Genomic DNA, 16,336 nt, shown 5'->3' on the forward strand with positions numbered 1-16,336 from the left:
GCTCAGCTCACTCTGCTGGGCTTTATTTTTTTACACTAATGTCTAGGTTTTCACCACGCTGAGTAAAATGCTCTTATCTCGGATAAAATACACCCACCAAACGTCGACAGATCCTATTCAGTTGTTATTCTTTCCTTTATCAGTACAATGCGTGCAAACCATAACGACGACGAATCAATGACTCAATTTTCTATCTTGAAATCTGGCTCAAGCGATGAGCAAATTTCATCAGAGCAAACTCCTGTCCCCTCTCAACCCACGCTTTCTTACCCACCACAATTCAATGGTAACGTTGCGAGTGGCAAGCTAACAGAATCATTGGTTGAAAAACGTTGGGATACGCTCAGACTGGAGGACTCTCGCCAAGCGCTCTATGATGATTGGACAAAAACGTCAATGTTTGAGTACGCACAGAATATTGAACATTTTGTCGGTACGGTTAAATTGCCTGTTGGTATTGCAGGCCCGTTAAGCATTCACGGATTGCACGCAAACGGCGATTTTCGTATTCCCCTCGCAACGACAGAAGCCGCTTTAGTCGCGTCTTATCACCGTGGTAGCCAGTTGATTACCTCTGCTGGCGGTGCCACAGCAATGCTAGTGAGCGAAGGTGTGAGTCGTACACCCGGATTTGCATTTCACTCCTTGAGTGAAGCAGGACAATTCGTCGCTTGGATTACAACCCAATATGATCGGTGCAAATCCATCGCCCAAAGTACCACTCGTTTTGGACAATTACACGACATCAACGTACAAATCGAAGGTAATCACGTTTACTTAGTATTTGATTACGTTACCGGTGACGCTAGCGGACAGAATATGGTGACCATTGCCACCAATGCCATTATGCAGTTCATTTTGGAGCATTCGCCTATCGAACCACGACACGCCTTTCTTGATGCCAATCTATCAGGTGATAAAAAACCCAATGCTCATACTTTACGAAGCGTGCGCGGTAAAAAAGTCAGTGCCGAAGTCCATATATCACCCCGTTTAGTTAAGAAATACCTTCATACCGACGTTGAAAAGATGATTCAGTTTGGCCAGATGACGACCACTGGTGGCTTACTTAGCGGATCTATTGGTATTAATGCCCATTACGCTAACGCGTTAGCTGCGCTTTATATCGCTTGCGGTCAAGATCCGGCTTGTGTTGCTGAATCTGCAGTTGGTATGACTCGTTTTGAACAAGCAGATAATGGCGACCTTTGTGCCAGTGTCACCTTGCCCAATATCATGGTAGGTACGGTTGGCGGTGGTACTCAATTGCCCACCCAAAAAGCCTGCTTAGATATATTGGGGTTAAATGGAACTGGCCATGCAAGAGCTTTGGCAGAAGTCGTGGCGAGTGTTTGCCTAGCAGGAGAACTTTCGATTGCCGGTGCCTTTTGCGCTGGCCATTTTGCCAGAGCGCATAAAAAACTTGCTCGTGGAAAATAGACCAACCAAAAACAACAAAACCGCATTATATGCGGTTTTTTATTAGCTGATAGTTTATTGAATATCTTTCAACGGGTTACAGCGACATCTTGCTGAGTGATACTCACCCCTTTAATTTGAGCGTAAACAGCCTGACCGACACTTAACTGCAAATCATCTAACGCCCATTCCGTGATGGTTGCCCATAAAAAGCAGTCAGGAGCTAACTCTAATTTGATGTCTACATGGCGCGTCCCTTCAGGTTGCATCCGATGTTCAATTTGTTGAATCGTCGCGGGCAAAATATTACGAATCGACGTTTGCTCTGGTTTTTCCGTTACAATCGAGACATCATTGGCGCGGATCTGCAACCGTATCGCGGTTCCTGACTCACCTTGAACTTGTTGTACCCATAATGGAACATTTGGAGCCAAACGCAGCTCAGTGAGCGTATAATTCTCATGTTGACGATGAATCTCTCCGGCAAATAAAGTGCTGTGCTCACTCATATCGTGCCAAGGGCGCATCGTTTCAGAACTCCAAACTGCTTCCACGTTCCCTGCATTGACGACCTTCCCATTCTCTATCAGCACTAGATAATCCGCTAAACGCAAAATTTCATCGAGACTATGCGTTACATATAAAATCGGAATATTTACCGTATCAGCCAGCTGTTCTAAAAATGGCATGACTTCACGTTTACGTGGTAAATCTAACGAAGCCAACGGTTCATCCATCAGCAGTATATCGGGTTGAGATAGCAGTGCTCGGCCAATCGCAACACGCTGTTTTTCTCCGCCAGATAACGAATTAGGGTAACGGTCAAGTAATGGTTTAATCGCCAATAGTTCAACAATAGATTCAAAATACTTAGGATCTTGATGTTTCACCCCATAATTGAGATTGCTTTTTACGGTGTAATGCGGAAACAAGCGTGATTCCTGAAACACATATCCGACTCTGCGCTGTTCAATTGGCAAGTTCACTCGACGGCTGGTACTAAATAACCAGCGGTCTTTGACTTGAATCTCTCCACTGTCTGGACCGACTAATCCACTGATGACATTAATCAGTGATGTTTTCCCTGCACCAGAGCGACCAAAAATAGCGCTAATGCCTCTATTCGGTAATTGAATATCGATGTCAAAAACCGTATCACCTAACTGCTTATGAAATTGGATATTGAGTTCACTCATCGGTTTACCCCCAACCGTTTTTTCATACGGCGACTTACCCATTCAGAGATAAACAAAGAGACCAGAGCGATCACTATTGATACCACACATAAGCGCGCAGCATCCATTTCAGCACCAGGTGTTTCCAAAAAGTTATACATCGCGAGTGGAATCGTTTGGGTTTCACCGGGAATATTCGAAACGAAGCTAATTGTCGCACCAAACTCACCTAAACTACGCGCAAAAGAGAGCATGACGCCTGTAATAATACCGGGAATAGTTAATGGTAACGTAATAGTAAAAAAGACTTTTAATGGCGATGCACCAAGCGTTCTTGCTGCTTGTTCTAACTTGGTATCCACGTTTTCAATACTCAAACGAATTGAACGCACCATGAGCGGCAGCGCAATCACTGAACACGCTAATACAGCGCCACGCCAACTGAAACTAAACGTAACGCCGAACCAAGATTCAAACCAATGACCAATAAAACCCTGCTTACCCATACTGATCAGTAACAAGTAACCGACGACTACCGGTGGCAAAACCATCGGCAGGTGAATGATACTATCGAGTAAACCTTTGCCAAAAAACTCTTTGCGAGCCAATAACCATCCTAGAATTAAACCACAAGGAAGTAACCACAATACGGTAAAGCCTGCCACACGCAGGCTTAACAGTAACGCAGTCATCTCGTAGTCGCTGAGAAAACCTAGGTTATTTAGCAGCAAATTTCGCATTTCCTAAGTGAGTATTAAAACCGTATTGATCTAACACTTTTTTACCCGCATCGGATTGTACAAATTTAGCAAAATCAGCCGCGTCTGCACTGTCACTGATTTGAACTAAAGGGTAATGGATTGCTGTATGCAATTTAGGATCAAACGTACTGATGATTTTCACTTTTTTGGTAAGGACAGCATCCGTTTTATACACCATCCCTAAATCAGCTTCTCCACGTTCAACTAATGCAAGAGCAAGGCGAACGTTGTTAGCCTGAGCCAGTTTAGGTTCAACGGTTTTCCATACACCAAGATGCTCTAGCGCTTCTTTAGAGTACATGCCTACAGGTACAGAACCGGTATTACCTACTGCCATACGCGTTTCTGATAATAGGTGTTTCCACTCACCTTTATTTTTAACATCAAAGGCTTTGATATGTTCTTTAACTGGTTCAATCAATACCAGTTGGTTACCCGCTACCAAGTTCACATGGTCTAGTTTGACAATGTCTTTTTTAATGAGGTAACGAACCCATTTTTCATTTGCTGATAAGTAAATATCAGCAGGCGCACCGTGTTCAATTTGGCGAGCTAATGAAGAAGAACTGGCAAATACAGGTACAACATCGACGTTAGGGTGCGTTTTTTCATAATCTGCCGCAAGGTCATTTACCGCATTAGTCATTGAAGAAGCCGCGTAAACATGAAGTTGATCTTTAGCAAAAGTGGGCGCAGCTACCAGTGCAGCACTGATTAAAAATACGAGTTTTTTCATGAGATATCCGTTAAATTTGGCTAAATGAAGTCAAGACTCAGATGTGTTTTTACACAATCTGTAATCCGATCAATCGCATACTTTCGCGCTGCGAGATGATCATGCCGTCGGATCGAACAGGCTCCTACCCACAAAGAAATCAGTTGGGTAGATACTATGGAGTCGAAGATACCGTGTAAGTAAGTACCAAGTACTTGATTACATTCGTCTATTACACCATCTTTTTGTGACTTTTCAAGCGTAATTAATGATTGCAAATTCGAACCTTTCGCCGTTTTAGTATTCCTAACATGAATTTCATAGCCCTGAACTATGGCTTATTTTCCAGCTAAATTCATTATACCTAGCGAATATTTCAGTACTTTTTATGTGGTTAATGCGATTTCTATAGGTAATAGTCCTAGCTATTGACGACTCTCTTTTTCGTTTTACTCCCTCGTGGATCAAAAATTTAATATCCAAAAACTTGCTCCCCCTCACAAATTTAGGCTACTTCTTCGCCAAATATGAGATGTATTTCAATCTCTTTATCCCATCTTCGCTCGGGCAAATAAGACGGCTCATCTCATATAGGTTTATGAAGCTATAAAATCGCTCACATCCGCATGAGAGAGCCGTTCACTAAAACTCGACAAGCTGCTGCCACTAAAACACTTTTGCCAATATCAGATTTTCTACCCTGCACTATTTCGTTTTTTATTTGAGAGACGCACATTTCATTTCTATGCATTAAAACAATCCGGAGGGTTATTACTACAGTTATTGACAAAAATATTCTCAATAATCTTATTTTTTATTGAGTTATTTGGCATCCATCATTGATTTTGTCCTATAAACCACAGGAAAATGAACTAGATTTGATAGAGGCTATGCAAAACGCAAGTCTTTGTATTTTGTATCTACTTAATTAACACGTAAGCAGCAACATTATCGCATTTTTATTATTGAGAATAAGATTGGCCTGACTTCTGCATAATAAAATGGAGAACACACTTGATAGTGACTCTTATTGTTAATGGTTTTGTGGATGAGGGGAATTATGCAATCAGGACGAATGCCCATTATGTTTAAAAAATTAAAGCTAGTTAGTCTATTCGGTATTGCCTGTGCACTTCCGACCGTCGCGTCGGCCAACAATTTTGATTATAACTTTTTGGAAGTTCGCACGACCGTCGGACCTCAATCTTCTGGAGTGGAATTTAGTACTTACTACACTGATAATTCGCATTTTATAGTACGTGGTGATTCCAAATTTAGTAAGGACTGGGATCTAGCCGCGGGGATGGGTTTTAACGGCCCATTTGGTAATTTCGCGGATATCTTTGGTGAAGCGATGCTTCACCAGATACGCGAAGATGATGAAGATGGCGGTGATGATACGACAGAAGTGGAAATCAGCGTTGGAACCCGGATTTGGATTTCAGACCAGTTTGAAGGTAGTGTAAGACTGGGCCGACTGGGAACAAGTACCGTATTTATTACTGGTTTACGTTTCCACTCAACAGATCAACTCTCCGTTGCTTTAGAAAGCCGTAATGCTGGGATTTGGGGGCCACAAATAGCAATTAGTGTTCGTTTCGGCTTTTAAACAATCTTATTGCTAACAAAAATGCCTCAGTTCAAATCTGAGGCATTTTTATCTCATGAATACATCAGTCTATCTTCAACGAAGTGCCTTGTCTGAAAACACATACATTCGCTCTAAAACAGGATCATGAGGTTATTTGGCCATATTATGTTGCTGTTTAAAGTGCGTAAGTGCTTTATGTAAGCTTGCTTCTTTAATTGGCTTAACTAAAACATAAGAAGCACCGGCATTCATAAATGCATCTCGAGTGCTTTCCATCCCATCCGCAGTACAAGCGTAAACCGGGACATCTAATTTCAATTCCTGCTTAATCTTAATCGTCGCATCAATACCACCTAAATATGGCAATTGGTTATCCATTAAAATTAAATCGTAGTGATTGGTTTGTACTTTTTCTATCGCCTGTAATCCATCGGTTACCCAATCAACATTCAAGCCATATTTCTTACAAAAAGCGCGCGCTATAAACGCATTGGTATGGTTATCTTCCACCAACAACACCGTTAACGTTTCATCAAAAAGGCTATATTGCACATCAGCACTAATATTGGGTGACACACTCGCTTGATTAGCTAATACCTCAAGTGGTATTTCAAAGGTAAATTGAGTCCCCTGCCCGGGCTGGGAATGGACATCGATTGTTCCCCCCAGCATATCAACCAAGCTTTTTACAATCGCCAGACCTAATCCACTACCGCCATATTCTCGTGTTGTGGTCGATTCTGCCTGCATAAAGGGGTCGAAGATAATACGTAAGTCTGCCTCACGAATGCCGATCCCCGTATCGGTTACCACCACTTTGATCCGTGAAGTCGAAGAATTTTTAACCAACTCTAATTCAACGCCTATTTCACCATGGTGGGTAAATTTAATTGCGTTATTCAATAAGTTAAATAGAATCTGATTGATCCTGACTTGATCGCCATACACCATAACCGATTCATTAAAGTTTGATTGAACGTTAAGATTTAACCCCTTCTCATTACACAGTGGCTGGTAAATACGTGTTAATGCCCCTGTCATTTCAGATAAACGGAATTCATTTTTTTGAATTCTGAATTTCCCCTGCTCCAAGCGTGAGAAATCAAGAATATCGTTAAGTACAGCCAGTAAATGTTCGCCACTGGTACAAAGTACATTAACTTGCTCGATTTGCTCCTGATCGGTCACAGTTCTCTTTAAGAGCTGTGATACCCCCAATATACCGTTAAGGGGAGTGCGTAACTCATGGCTCATTTTTGCGAGAAAATCGGCCCTCAAACGAGCCGACTCTTCTGCTTCTTTACGAGCAATTCGGCTCTGTTTTTCAGCCTCAGTAATACTGGTAACATCATGACCTTGGGCTATGATCGATTCGATCTTATCATCGACTTCGATAGGTGAAAGGTTCCAACGGAACATCTTTCCTCCCAGTTCCGTATTAACGGATTTGATGACAAAACCTTTCGCAGCCTCAAAAATGTTCGGCAATAACTGTTGTTCCAATTGTGAAAACAGCAACGTTTCATCATCATACTGGCGAATAAACTGCTTACGCGCCGATGGATTCATTTTAATCAACTGCCCATCAGGCCACCAAAGTATGGTAGGTGAAGCCGTGAAGTTAAACAGGTCTTCAAACTGTTTCTCTTGCTCTGCCAAGCGCATAAAGGTGTGTTCGAGAGTGCGCCCAAAATGGTCGAATTCGTAAATAGTGGAGCCAGGAAAAGGATTTTTACTCCCTTTATCAGCGACTTGATGGGTATAGGTCATTAAGCCATCAATTTCAGACTCAATGCGCCGTTGCAACCACCAGCGAGTAATACCTGCAACAATCACCATCGCGACGAGCGCGAAAATCATCCAGAAATAGTAGTTATCACGTAATCTCAGCGCATTCTGGTTATTTTGTACAGAATAAACGGTCAAATACGTCGGGACACCTTCCACTTCTAAAGGCGCACGAGTCACCATATTTCGGTTATAAAGTGTATCGCTTAAGCCCGATTTAATGACATCGGCTTCACGATAGGGTTCATTACCATTTAAAGTCGAAGTAATGACCTTTTTACCAACCGTCAGCACCAAGTTTTGGGAATTACTGCCATCACGCATCGTCTCAACTAACGCATAGTTGTTGTTTAACACAATACCTACATACAGAAAGCCAGCAACTTCACCGGTTTTTTGATTAATTAGAGGTGAGCGTCGTACTAAGAGATAGGTTTTATCTAACTGTGATGGCGAAGAGAGTAGATGCCAGTTACTATTAAACGCTACTTTGCGAATGATATTGTCTAACTGCTTTTTCTCCATACCATAGAATTGAGCATTACCATCGTCCCAAGCGAGCCCTTGCATCGTGGTAATAAAGCGTATATCTGGTGTGTTAGACAACTCTAACTGATCCACACTCACGAAATATTGGTCTATGTTAACTGGATTTTTTGACTCCAACGCCTCAATCAAACTTTGACTCTGTGCACTACTATCCTGATGAATTTGTACACTCGCTAGGCGAAAATTAAATAAACTCTGAATCAAGTTGGCCGTTTGTCCAGATGTCCGTTTGACCTCTTGTGACATCAAACGACTACTAATTTGATAACTCTGGAATAAGACGCTTAAGGTAAGTGCTCCCAATACCACAACGATTGCGTAACTAATAAAGTTAGCAATGCGCTTTTTTGGTCTTACCATGCCCGTTCTTATACTCACTAAAACGACCTTATATTATTGATCTGAATAGCGGAATGCCCGCTTTTCAAGACGTTGAATGCGGTCTTGGCTGTCATCTTTTGTCACGACATCAAAATCACCGGAATAAACTGTTGGAACGACTTTGCCTTCTAAATCCCATTTGATAGCTTCAGCCATGGCAACCCCGGTATCATCATTCATACGCATGACTGTCACGTCTAAATCGCCTTTACTTAAGGCATCAAGTTCTGCTGAAACACCGCCCCACCCGTTAAGTAGAATATCTTGACGATGCAACTCTTTAAGCGCTTTCACCGCTCCTAACGCCACATCCGTTGAGCAGGCATAAATAAACTTGATATCCGGTGCCTTTTTCACCATATTCAATGTCGCTTTATAACCACTTTCTTCCGTTCCTTTGGTGTAATAAGAAGACGCTAATTGATAACGGCCTTGCGACTGCATCTCTTCGATAAAGGTATCACCACGGGCAGCACTCACATAACCTTCTGTAAAATACAGCACAGAATAACGGCTCCCTGCAGGCTCCTTATGGCGGTAATAATCGACTAGCCGCTCAGTCCCTAGTTCATGATCGAAGCCGACATACATGAATGGTTGTCGTTCATCCCATGCTTTAATCGGCGTCGTAATGTTTTGCAAAATTAATTTGGTTGTTGAGGCCTGTAATACGTGCTCAACAAACTTACGGTGACGCGCACTGTTAAGCGTAAAAATCAAATAATCGGAATTATTCTTCAGAGCTTCCATTAAGGATAAACTTTGCTGCCGTGCATTTTCATCTGGACGGGTAAACACCTGATTCAGTTTATAACGAATACCCAATTCGTTAAGGCGCATTTCAAACGCCTTAATATTGCGCACCCAATAATCGGAAACCTGTTGCCCAGGAAAAACAACCGAGATAGTGAGTACTTTCTTTTGGGGGATACTGAGAGCGACCGGCGTTTCACGCACCGTTTCCGATAACTTTTTGGTTAACATTTCTTGAGTGGAATGGGCACTGAGGAATTCTCGATAGTGCCAGTACCCTTTCAGTACTTGAGATGCTACGGCTTGAGATGAAATTGCTACTAAAGTACCTAGCAAAAAAGAAATCAATACGCTTTTTTTCATTCAGCTCTCGTTATAGTGATATCTTTGAGCAGTATTGCCAATATGATCGACGCTGATTAACAAGCGACTTACCCATTGATGTACAAGGGATTCGGTTAAGTTGGAATTATGAAACATATCACTACTAAATGATAGTGCGGAGCACAAAAAACTTTGTCCTCCGCTATGACTACGCTAGCACTTTCTCTATTAACATTCGGGAACGTTTGCACGTTCTCAGAAAGTGAACGCGAGATTGGCCGAAACCCCCATCTGATTTTCTCCAGCGTAAGTGCCTGCCACATCGATACTCACCACATCTCCAGGGCTTATTCCGATACCGGCAGTAAATGAATCATCGATATTATTTTTCATATCAATCTCATATCCGGCACGCAGTTGGGCCCAGCCCCAAGCATCGCCTTCAATCCCGAGACGAAGAAACTGCGTATCATCACCACTGCTTTCATAACGTTTTTGCTTGGTTAGATCCATATCAACCGCTGCGGTAAAGAACGGCGTAACATAAGCACCAGAAACCGTGACTTGGGTATTGAGGTGATAAGTATTTTCACCATCGAACGTCTTAATTTTCTGAGCAAAAAGGTCTTTTACCGCAATTCCCGCACGATAATTTTCTATTAACCACACCGCCCCAAGGTCTAAGTTAAGTGTCGATTTCTTTTTTTCACTTTCATCATAGTCACTGAGATCAAAGTCTTCGACAGTCACTGTCTCTTTATACGTGCGTATCTGTTGTATTTTAGGAGAGATCCCCACAGCGACCGTCTGACCCGCAATTGCCAATTTTTTTGCCAGTGCAATCCCGACTTCCGTATATCCAAATGCGATTAAATTAACTTCAGAATTTTCATAACGAGTTCGAGTTGAGGCTGCATCGGTGCCCGTTTTCGCTGCCACGTCTGGAGTGGCAATAATTTCAGCATAGCCGCGAGCAAACAGGTTTAATGAAAGTGACTCCATGGGTAGAGCAATAGCGGCACCAAGATTAGCATCAACAGTCAAAGGCGAATTCCCATCTAAATCATCAAGATAACCATTCAGGTCATTGATATTGCTTTGTGTGGCACTTTCATCAAAGTCATCAATGGCATCTTGAATATCATCGATAGTGCTCAAGCTTTCATCGGTATCACGAGCAGCAACGCTAATACCAGGTAACAAAATTCCGACATCGTCGACATCTTTATAAACGGCAGTTAGCGCAGGATTGTAGAATGGAGCGAGAAGATAATCAGCAGTTGTAACACCAGTATTCCCCATCGCATTGCCACGGGCGTCAGCAACCCAAGTTGCAGAATAGACAGTCGGCACCGATGCCAGTGTTGTGGCTGTTATTACAGCAAGTTTAAGTGAGGTTTTCATATCCTATTAACCTTATTGTCATTGGCTCGATATAAGATTAATAGGCTTCCGTCTATTGGTGACAAAAGTTCCGTGACAAGACGTTTTACTGTGAATTTGATCTCGTTTTAGTTTCTAAGATCGAGAGCAACGCTTCGTTTTTTATTAATTGCTCCTTTTTGGCTTTCGTCAGCTGTTTAATTTTCCACTCTACCTTTAAAGCGTCACTGCGACTTTCGCCCACATAGGCGTGCCATTCCAAACTCAAAGGGCCTTTACCTTTGAGGGCTTTTGCCCCTATGCCACGGACATGTTGCTGAAAACGGCGCTGAACATCTGTAGTGATACCACAATAGAGGGCATTATTACGATTGCGAATGAGATAAACCCACCATCGGCTTTGCGTTTTTTCCATGAGACGCCTCAAGTGCTGACAGAGGCGACAACCTCTGTCACACTCATTGTTACTGTTCAGCCAGCAACTGTTGTACTTGCGCTTGAAGTTGCGCAACTTGTTCTTTTAGCTCCGCAACCTCTTGTTGCACAAGACTAAGTTCATCACTACTGATTGCTGGACTTGACTCACTTGCAACGGACAGCAGCTCTTCGCTGACCTCACCACTGAATAGGTGTTGGTACCGCGCTTCTCGTTTACCGGGCTCTTTAGCTAGTTTTACAACTAACTGACCACTTTTATGACCATTGGCCATATGCTCTAGCACAGCTTCCACTTGTTTAACATCACTAAATTGACACAAGCGGTTGGTCCGTGTGCGTAATTCGCCCGGCGTTTGTGGTCCACGCAGCAGCAAACAACACACAATCCCTCTCTCTTGCTCAGTGAGTTGTAGGTTACCAAACTCAGTATTACAAAAACGGTGCTGATATTTGCGTGTACGGCTTGAAAATTGGCTTTCATCACTGACTAAACGCAAAGCAATTAAGCTTTCTACTGTATCCTGAATCTCAGCTTCTGAAGCGGAGATCACAGGATCTCGATTACTTTTCTGATTACATGCTGTCGTTAAGCTATTGAGGCTCAATGGGTAATAATCGGGAGTGGTTACTTCTTTTTCGATGAGACAACCAATCACTCTTGCTTGAAGTGGTGTTAACTCGATATTCATCATTATCCCTTCTGATATTGTCGAATGGCTTAGCAGCGATGCGCTAGCCCTAATAAAAGTGTTAAGCGCCTAATGCTCCTGCGACAGAGGAAACTTAATGATTTTCCCAGTTTCATCGACCATGACAATTTTAGAGCGATTCAATTCAATTTCGATCGTTTCTAAACTTTCTCGTTCGGCTTTATAAGCAGAACTTAATTTTGTCTTGGTTTGTGGTTGCTGTTGTGTCTGTTCTTGATTATTGTGTCTTGAAACAACTATGTCGGAATGGTGCATAATGAAATCATAGCTTCGTCATAAATTGGCTCCATGATATAGCGCATTATTAACGAAGTACAACCTACATCACATTCGGCTGTTTAATTATTGGTCAAGTCCTTGTTAGGTTTGATCTAAAAGCTGTTCTGATAGAACACTATGTGATTTAATCATTGACAGTAAAAGACATTATAGGAAGAAGGACCTATGAATAGCGTATTTGAAATCGTAAGCCTGGCTCGCCGTAAAAATAAACTAAAACGTGAACTTTACGACAACGAGAAAAAAGTTCGTGACAACCGTAAACGTGTCGATCTTCTAGAAAACCTGATTGATTACATCAAACCGGACATGACTCAAGAAGAGCTGTTCGCCATCATTAAAAACATGAAATCAGACTACGAAGATCGTGTTGATGACCACATCATTAAGAGCGCAGAGATTTCTAAAGAACGTCGTGAACTTAGCCGCCGCATTCGCGAGCTAACAGAACAAGACAAACAAGCAAACCTAGGTAAAAAATAATTCTTGGCTTTGCTAATCAGTTGTTTAACTTTAAATAACTAGCTCTAAAACAAACCCGCTTCGTGCGGGTTTTTTTCATTTATATATCTGCTATACCCAAATGACCTCCCATAGCGCTGAATTCTCATCCAAGAAAATCAAATAAACGTTTGCGCAATCGATCCCTATCTCGAACAGGGAAATTGTGGCTTTAATCACACTTTTTATGTTGGTATAGTCCGCACTCATTAAGGCCATTGATGCATTGATTGCTTAAAGCAACTGTCGATGATCAGTGCCATAGCCAGACAGACCATTCGAGGCAGGGAACAGATACCTTGTGGTATCCACCTTAGAATTCTCATGAAGAGAGGATTGGTCCGATCGTAGTACTTATTCGGACAATTTAAAGGGTCTCACATGGACATGAACATTATTGAAGTGATGGGTTATGCGGCATCAATTATGGTCGCTATCTCATTAACGATGAAAGACATTGCCAAGCTGCGCGTTTTCAACTTTATCGGTTGTGTACTTTTCTGTATTTATGGCAGCGTGATTGGCGCTTGGCCAGTAGTCGCAACGAACGCATTCATCGCCGTTGTTAACATCTACTACCTAGCAAAAATGAAACAACAAGCAAAAGCAGACATAGAACAAACTGCATAGTACCGTTCTACCCTACAAAGTTCTGCACACGAAACACACCCGGTCATCCGGGTGTTGTTTCATTTAACACCATGACCTTAAACTTCATCGTTCTCTTCATCGGCCAAACTTGCCCACGCCTGAGCACATTTAACCGCACGCTTCCAGCCACGATAACGCTTTTGCCGTTTCTGCTCATCATCATGCGGAACAAAGGAACGCTCGATCTCAGCTTTACCCGTCAATTCAGACAGATCTTTCCAAAATCCAACTGCTAATCCAGCTAAATAAGCGGCCCCGATTGCCGTTACCTCAGTGAGTTTCGGACGATGTACTTCTGTATCGAGTACATCCGCTTGAAATTGCATTAAAAAGTTGTTGGCAACCGCACCACCATCCACTCGTAACGCTTGTAGTTGTATGCCTGAATCCGCTTGCATCGCATCAATCACATCTCGCGTTTGATACGCAATACTTTCTAATGTCGCACGAATAATGTGATTTTGATTGGTCCCGCGTGTCATTCCGACAATAGTACCGCGCGCGTAGGCATCCCAATAAGGTGCTCCCAGACCAGTAAAGGCTGGGACAACGTATACGCCATTGGATGAATCAACTTTAGTCGCTAGATATTCTGAATCTTTAGCGTCGGTTAGCATCCTCATTTCATCACGTAACCATTGGATGGACGCTCCACCCATAAACACGGAACCTTCTAGCGCATAAACAGGTTCACCTTTTGAGCCGCAAGCTAACGTAGTAACCAAACCGTGACTTGATGCAACTCTGCTATTTCCTGTATTCATTAACAGGAAACACCCGGTACCATACGTGTTTTTAGCTTGGCCAGGTTCAACACACATTTGACCAAATAGTGCCGCTTGTTGGTCACCTGCAATACCAGCGATTGGAATTCGTGTTCCCCCTTTGCCGCCAATATTGGTTTTGCCATATACCTCGGAAGAGCGACGGACGTCTGGCATCATTGACTTGGGAATATTTAATGCGTTAAGCAGCGTATCATCCCACTCTAGGGTATTGATATTGAAAAGCATTGTACGAGATGCGTTGGTATAGTCGGTTACATGAACACGCCCTTGTGTCATATTCCACAACAACCAGGTATCTATCGTACCAAACAGAAGTTTACCTTGTTCCGCTTGCTCTCTAGCCCCGGCAACATTATCCAAAATCCATTTGATTTTGGTCGCTGAAAAGTAAGGATCAATCAACAAACCTGTGGTTTGCGCTACGTAATCAGCTAACCCTTGGCTCCTCAACGCTTCACATATGTGGGCAGTACGACGACACTGCCATACAATCGCGTTATAAACCGGTTTTCCGGTTTCTTTATTCCATACTACGGTTGTTTCACGCTGATTGGTGACACCAATCGCGGCAACTTCATCACTACGAATCCCAGCTTTACCTAATGCTTCGACCATCGTAGAGCTTTGCGTTGCATAAATTTCTAGTGGATCATGCTCCACCCAGCCAGATTGAGGATATAATTGTGAAAACTCACGCTGTGAGATACTCACAACATTACCATCGTGATCAAACACGACAGCGCGTGAACTTGTGGTCCCTTGATCAAGGGCCACAATATATTTCGGTTCAATCGGCTGTTCAGTGTTACTCATCCACATTTCCCATAGTTACATTTTCGCAAGTGCGCAAAAATAACAATCACTTAGTTAGAAATCTGTGCGCTAACGCCACCATCTGTCACAAACTTTCTAATTATGGCCGTTGATGGAAAGCACGGCAGGCATCGATGGCTTGTTCTAACAGTTCACGCGCACTGCCGTGGTACGGAGTTAACGCAGCATTGCTATTTGCTAACGGTGTCACTCGCTGTCCCCAACGAATAGTACTGGCCCCCCAGGTTAAGCCTGCCCCAAAAGCCGCAAGCAAAATCGCATTCCCTGGCTGTATTCTGCCTTGCTCCACCGCCTCACATAAAGCAATAGGCACTGTTGCTGCGGAAGTATTACCGTAATGCTCAATATTTAAAAAGGCTTTCTCTTGTGCAATACCAGAAAGGTCGCATAACGTCTGAATAATACGTAAATTAGCCTGATGGGGAATCACTAGATCAATGTCTTGTATTTCCCATCGCGTCTGCTTTATTACCTGTGTAACCGCTGCTCCCATACCTTTAACCGCACGCTTAAATATTTCTTTGCCAATAAAGTTAAAATCCCAATAACCATTGTCCTCATCAAAACGTGGCATCGCGGTGCCAAATTTGGGAATGGATAAAATATCTCGGCCTGCTGCATCACACCCAATGCAACTTTGTAGCAGCCCCACTTCTTTGTCGCTCGCACTCAGCACTACTGCGCCCGCACCATCGCCAAACAATACTGCGGTATCTCGCTTGGTCCAATCGATAAAAAAACTCAAATGTTCAGCACCAACAACGACGGCATGTTGGTATTGTCCCGATTGCATTAGCCTCGTTGCTGTTTCAAGGCCATAGACGAAGCCAGTGCAAGCGGCATTGAGATCAAATGCGACACACGATTCAACACCCAAGTTTTGTGCAACCTTTGATGCGACATTTGGGATAACGGTGTCTGGACTACACGTCGCGACAATTACCACATCAATCTGCTGCACATCTAACCCAGCACAACTAATGGCGCGTTGTACAGCAACTGTTGCCAAATCAGACGTATCGACATGGCTAATTCTTCTTTCTCTAATGCCTGTGCGAGAGACTATCCAATCATCACTGGTATCAAGAAAGTCGCTGATTTGCTGATTGGTTAATACCGCAGGAGGTAAACATTTTCCCCACCCACTGATTTCTGCAAACAAAGCCATGTTCACTCCTTTTGACTATTCTATAAATTATGTTGAGTGTAGTTGATTGAATGCAATATGAGCATGTGACACTTTGGTACTTGAGATAGATGAGATAAACCCCAAACTTATATACCCAAATGACCTCA

General features: G+C 42.8%; 16 protein-coding genes. 4 read left to right on the top strand and 12 right to left on the bottom strand.

Annotated features, from left to right (window positions below; all coding sequences use genetic code 11):
- The first annotated feature begins 177 nt into the window (after nucleotides 1–177).
- Nucleotides 178–1,440, top strand: a complete 1,263-nt coding sequence (locus tag I1A42_RS21200; protein WP_161157035.1) for a hydroxymethylglutaryl-CoA reductase — start codon at nucleotides 178–180, stop codon at nucleotides 1,438–1,440.
- Nucleotides 1,441–1,508: 68 nt separating this feature from the next.
- Here the strand turns inward: I1A42_RS21200 and modC are convergent, their stop codons facing one another.
- Genes modC through I1A42_RS25370 form a run of 4 tightly spaced genes read right to left on the bottom strand, consistent with a single transcriptional unit; the run spans nucleotide 1,509 to nucleotide 4,405 of the window.
- Nucleotides 1,509–2,615 carry a molybdenum ABC transporter ATP-binding protein ModC gene (gene modC / locus I1A42_RS21205; protein WP_196124876.1) on the bottom strand — a complete coding sequence of 369 codons (1,107 nt, stop codon included), beginning with the start codon at nucleotides 2,613–2,615 and terminating at the stop codon, nucleotides 1,509–1,511.
- Nucleotides 2,612–3,286, bottom strand: coding sequence for a molybdate ABC transporter permease subunit (gene modB / locus I1A42_RS21210; RefSeq protein WP_230389850.1), 675 nt, complete (start codon nucleotides 3,284–3,286; stop codon nucleotides 2,612–2,614). The genes modC and modB overlap by 4 nt, the downstream gene beginning before the upstream one ends.
- Before the next feature lie 25 nt (nucleotides 3,287–3,311).
- Entirely contained in the window at nucleotides 3,312–4,091 is a 780-nt protein-coding gene (gene modA / locus I1A42_RS21215) for a molybdate ABC transporter substrate-binding protein (RefSeq protein WP_161157032.1), read from the bottom strand.
- A 20-nt stretch (nucleotides 4,092–4,111) separates the two neighbouring features.
- On the bottom strand, nucleotides 4,112–4,405 hold the full coding sequence (locus I1A42_RS25370) for a hypothetical protein (RefSeq protein ID WP_161157045.1): 294 nt from the start codon (nucleotides 4,403–4,405) through the stop codon (nucleotides 4,112–4,114).
- Between the two features lie 749 nt (nucleotides 4,406–5,154).
- Here I1A42_RS25370 and I1A42_RS21225 point away from each other — a divergent pair.
- Nucleotides 5,155–5,679 (top strand): hypothetical protein, encoded by a 525-nt coding sequence (locus tag I1A42_RS21225; protein ID WP_161157044.1) that lies wholly within the window; start codon nucleotides 5,155–5,157, stop codon nucleotides 5,677–5,679.
- A gap of 132 nt (nucleotides 5,680–5,811) precedes the next feature.
- Here I1A42_RS21225 and luxQ read toward each other — a convergent pair whose 3' ends face one another.
- The 6 genes from luxQ to I1A42_RS21255 form a co-directional block, all read right to left on the bottom strand.
- Entirely contained in the window at nucleotides 5,812–8,376 is a 2,565-nt protein-coding gene (gene luxQ / locus I1A42_RS21230; RefSeq protein WP_196124878.1) for a quorum-sensing autoinducer 2 sensor kinase/phosphatase LuxQ, read from the bottom strand.
- Between the two features lie 15 nt (nucleotides 8,377–8,391).
- Nucleotides 8,392–9,495, bottom strand: a complete 1,104-nt coding sequence (locus tag I1A42_RS21235) for a substrate-binding domain-containing protein (protein WP_196124880.1) — start codon at nucleotides 9,493–9,495, stop codon at nucleotides 8,392–8,394.
- 216 nt (nucleotides 9,496–9,711) lie between these two features.
- Nucleotides 9,712–10,860, bottom strand: coding sequence for a conjugal transfer protein TraF (locus I1A42_RS21240; RefSeq protein WP_196124882.1), 1,149 nt, complete (start codon nucleotides 10,858–10,860; stop codon nucleotides 9,712–9,714).
- Nucleotides 10,861–10,945: 85 nt separating this feature from the next.
- Complete coding sequence (locus I1A42_RS21245; RefSeq protein WP_196124884.1) at nucleotides 10,946–11,254, bottom strand: GIY-YIG nuclease family protein; 309 nt, start codon at nucleotides 11,252–11,254, stop codon at nucleotides 10,946–10,948.
- 49 nt (nucleotides 11,255–11,303) lie between these two features.
- Complete coding sequence (locus I1A42_RS21250; RefSeq protein WP_161157043.1) at nucleotides 11,304–11,966, bottom strand: YceH family protein; 663 nt, start codon at nucleotides 11,964–11,966, stop codon at nucleotides 11,304–11,306.
- 69 nt (nucleotides 11,967–12,035) lie between these two features.
- The gene (locus I1A42_RS21255; protein WP_161157027.1) at nucleotides 12,036–12,242 is read right to left on the bottom strand and encodes a hypothetical protein; all 207 of its coding nucleotides are present in this window, start codon (nucleotides 12,240–12,242) and stop codon (nucleotides 12,036–12,038) included.
- 189 nt (nucleotides 12,243–12,431) lie between these two features.
- On the opposite strand from I1A42_RS21255, the gene I1A42_RS21260 reads away from it, so the two are divergent.
- Both I1A42_RS21260 and I1A42_RS21265 read left to right on the top strand, forming a co-directional pair.
- On the top strand, nucleotides 12,432–12,749 hold the full coding sequence (locus I1A42_RS21260; RefSeq protein WP_161157026.1) for a DUF496 family protein: 318 nt from the start codon (nucleotides 12,432–12,434) through the stop codon (nucleotides 12,747–12,749).
- 399 nt (nucleotides 12,750–13,148) lie between these two features.
- Nucleotides 13,149–13,397 (top strand): YgjV family protein, encoded by a 249-nt coding sequence (locus I1A42_RS21265; RefSeq protein ID WP_161157025.1) that lies wholly within the window; start codon nucleotides 13,149–13,151, stop codon nucleotides 13,395–13,397.
- Between the two features lie 77 nt (nucleotides 13,398–13,474).
- Here I1A42_RS21265 and glpK read toward each other — a convergent pair whose 3' ends face one another.
- Both glpK and I1A42_RS21275 read right to left on the bottom strand, forming a co-directional pair.
- Nucleotides 13,475–15,019, bottom strand: coding sequence for a glycerol kinase GlpK (gene glpK / locus I1A42_RS21270; RefSeq protein ID WP_161157024.1), 1,545 nt, complete (start codon nucleotides 15,017–15,019; stop codon nucleotides 13,475–13,477).
- 100 nt (nucleotides 15,020–15,119) lie between these two features.
- Complete coding sequence (locus I1A42_RS21275) at nucleotides 15,120–16,208, bottom strand: ketoacyl-ACP synthase III (protein WP_161157023.1); 1,089 nt, start codon at nucleotides 16,206–16,208, stop codon at nucleotides 15,120–15,122.
- Nucleotides 16,209–16,336: the final 128 nt, after the last annotated feature.

It is taken from the genome of Vibrio nitrifigilis (genome assembly GCF_015686695.1).
Classification (GTDB): domain Bacteria; phylum Pseudomonadota; class Gammaproteobacteria; order Enterobacterales; family Vibrionaceae; genus Vibrio; species Vibrio nitrifigilis.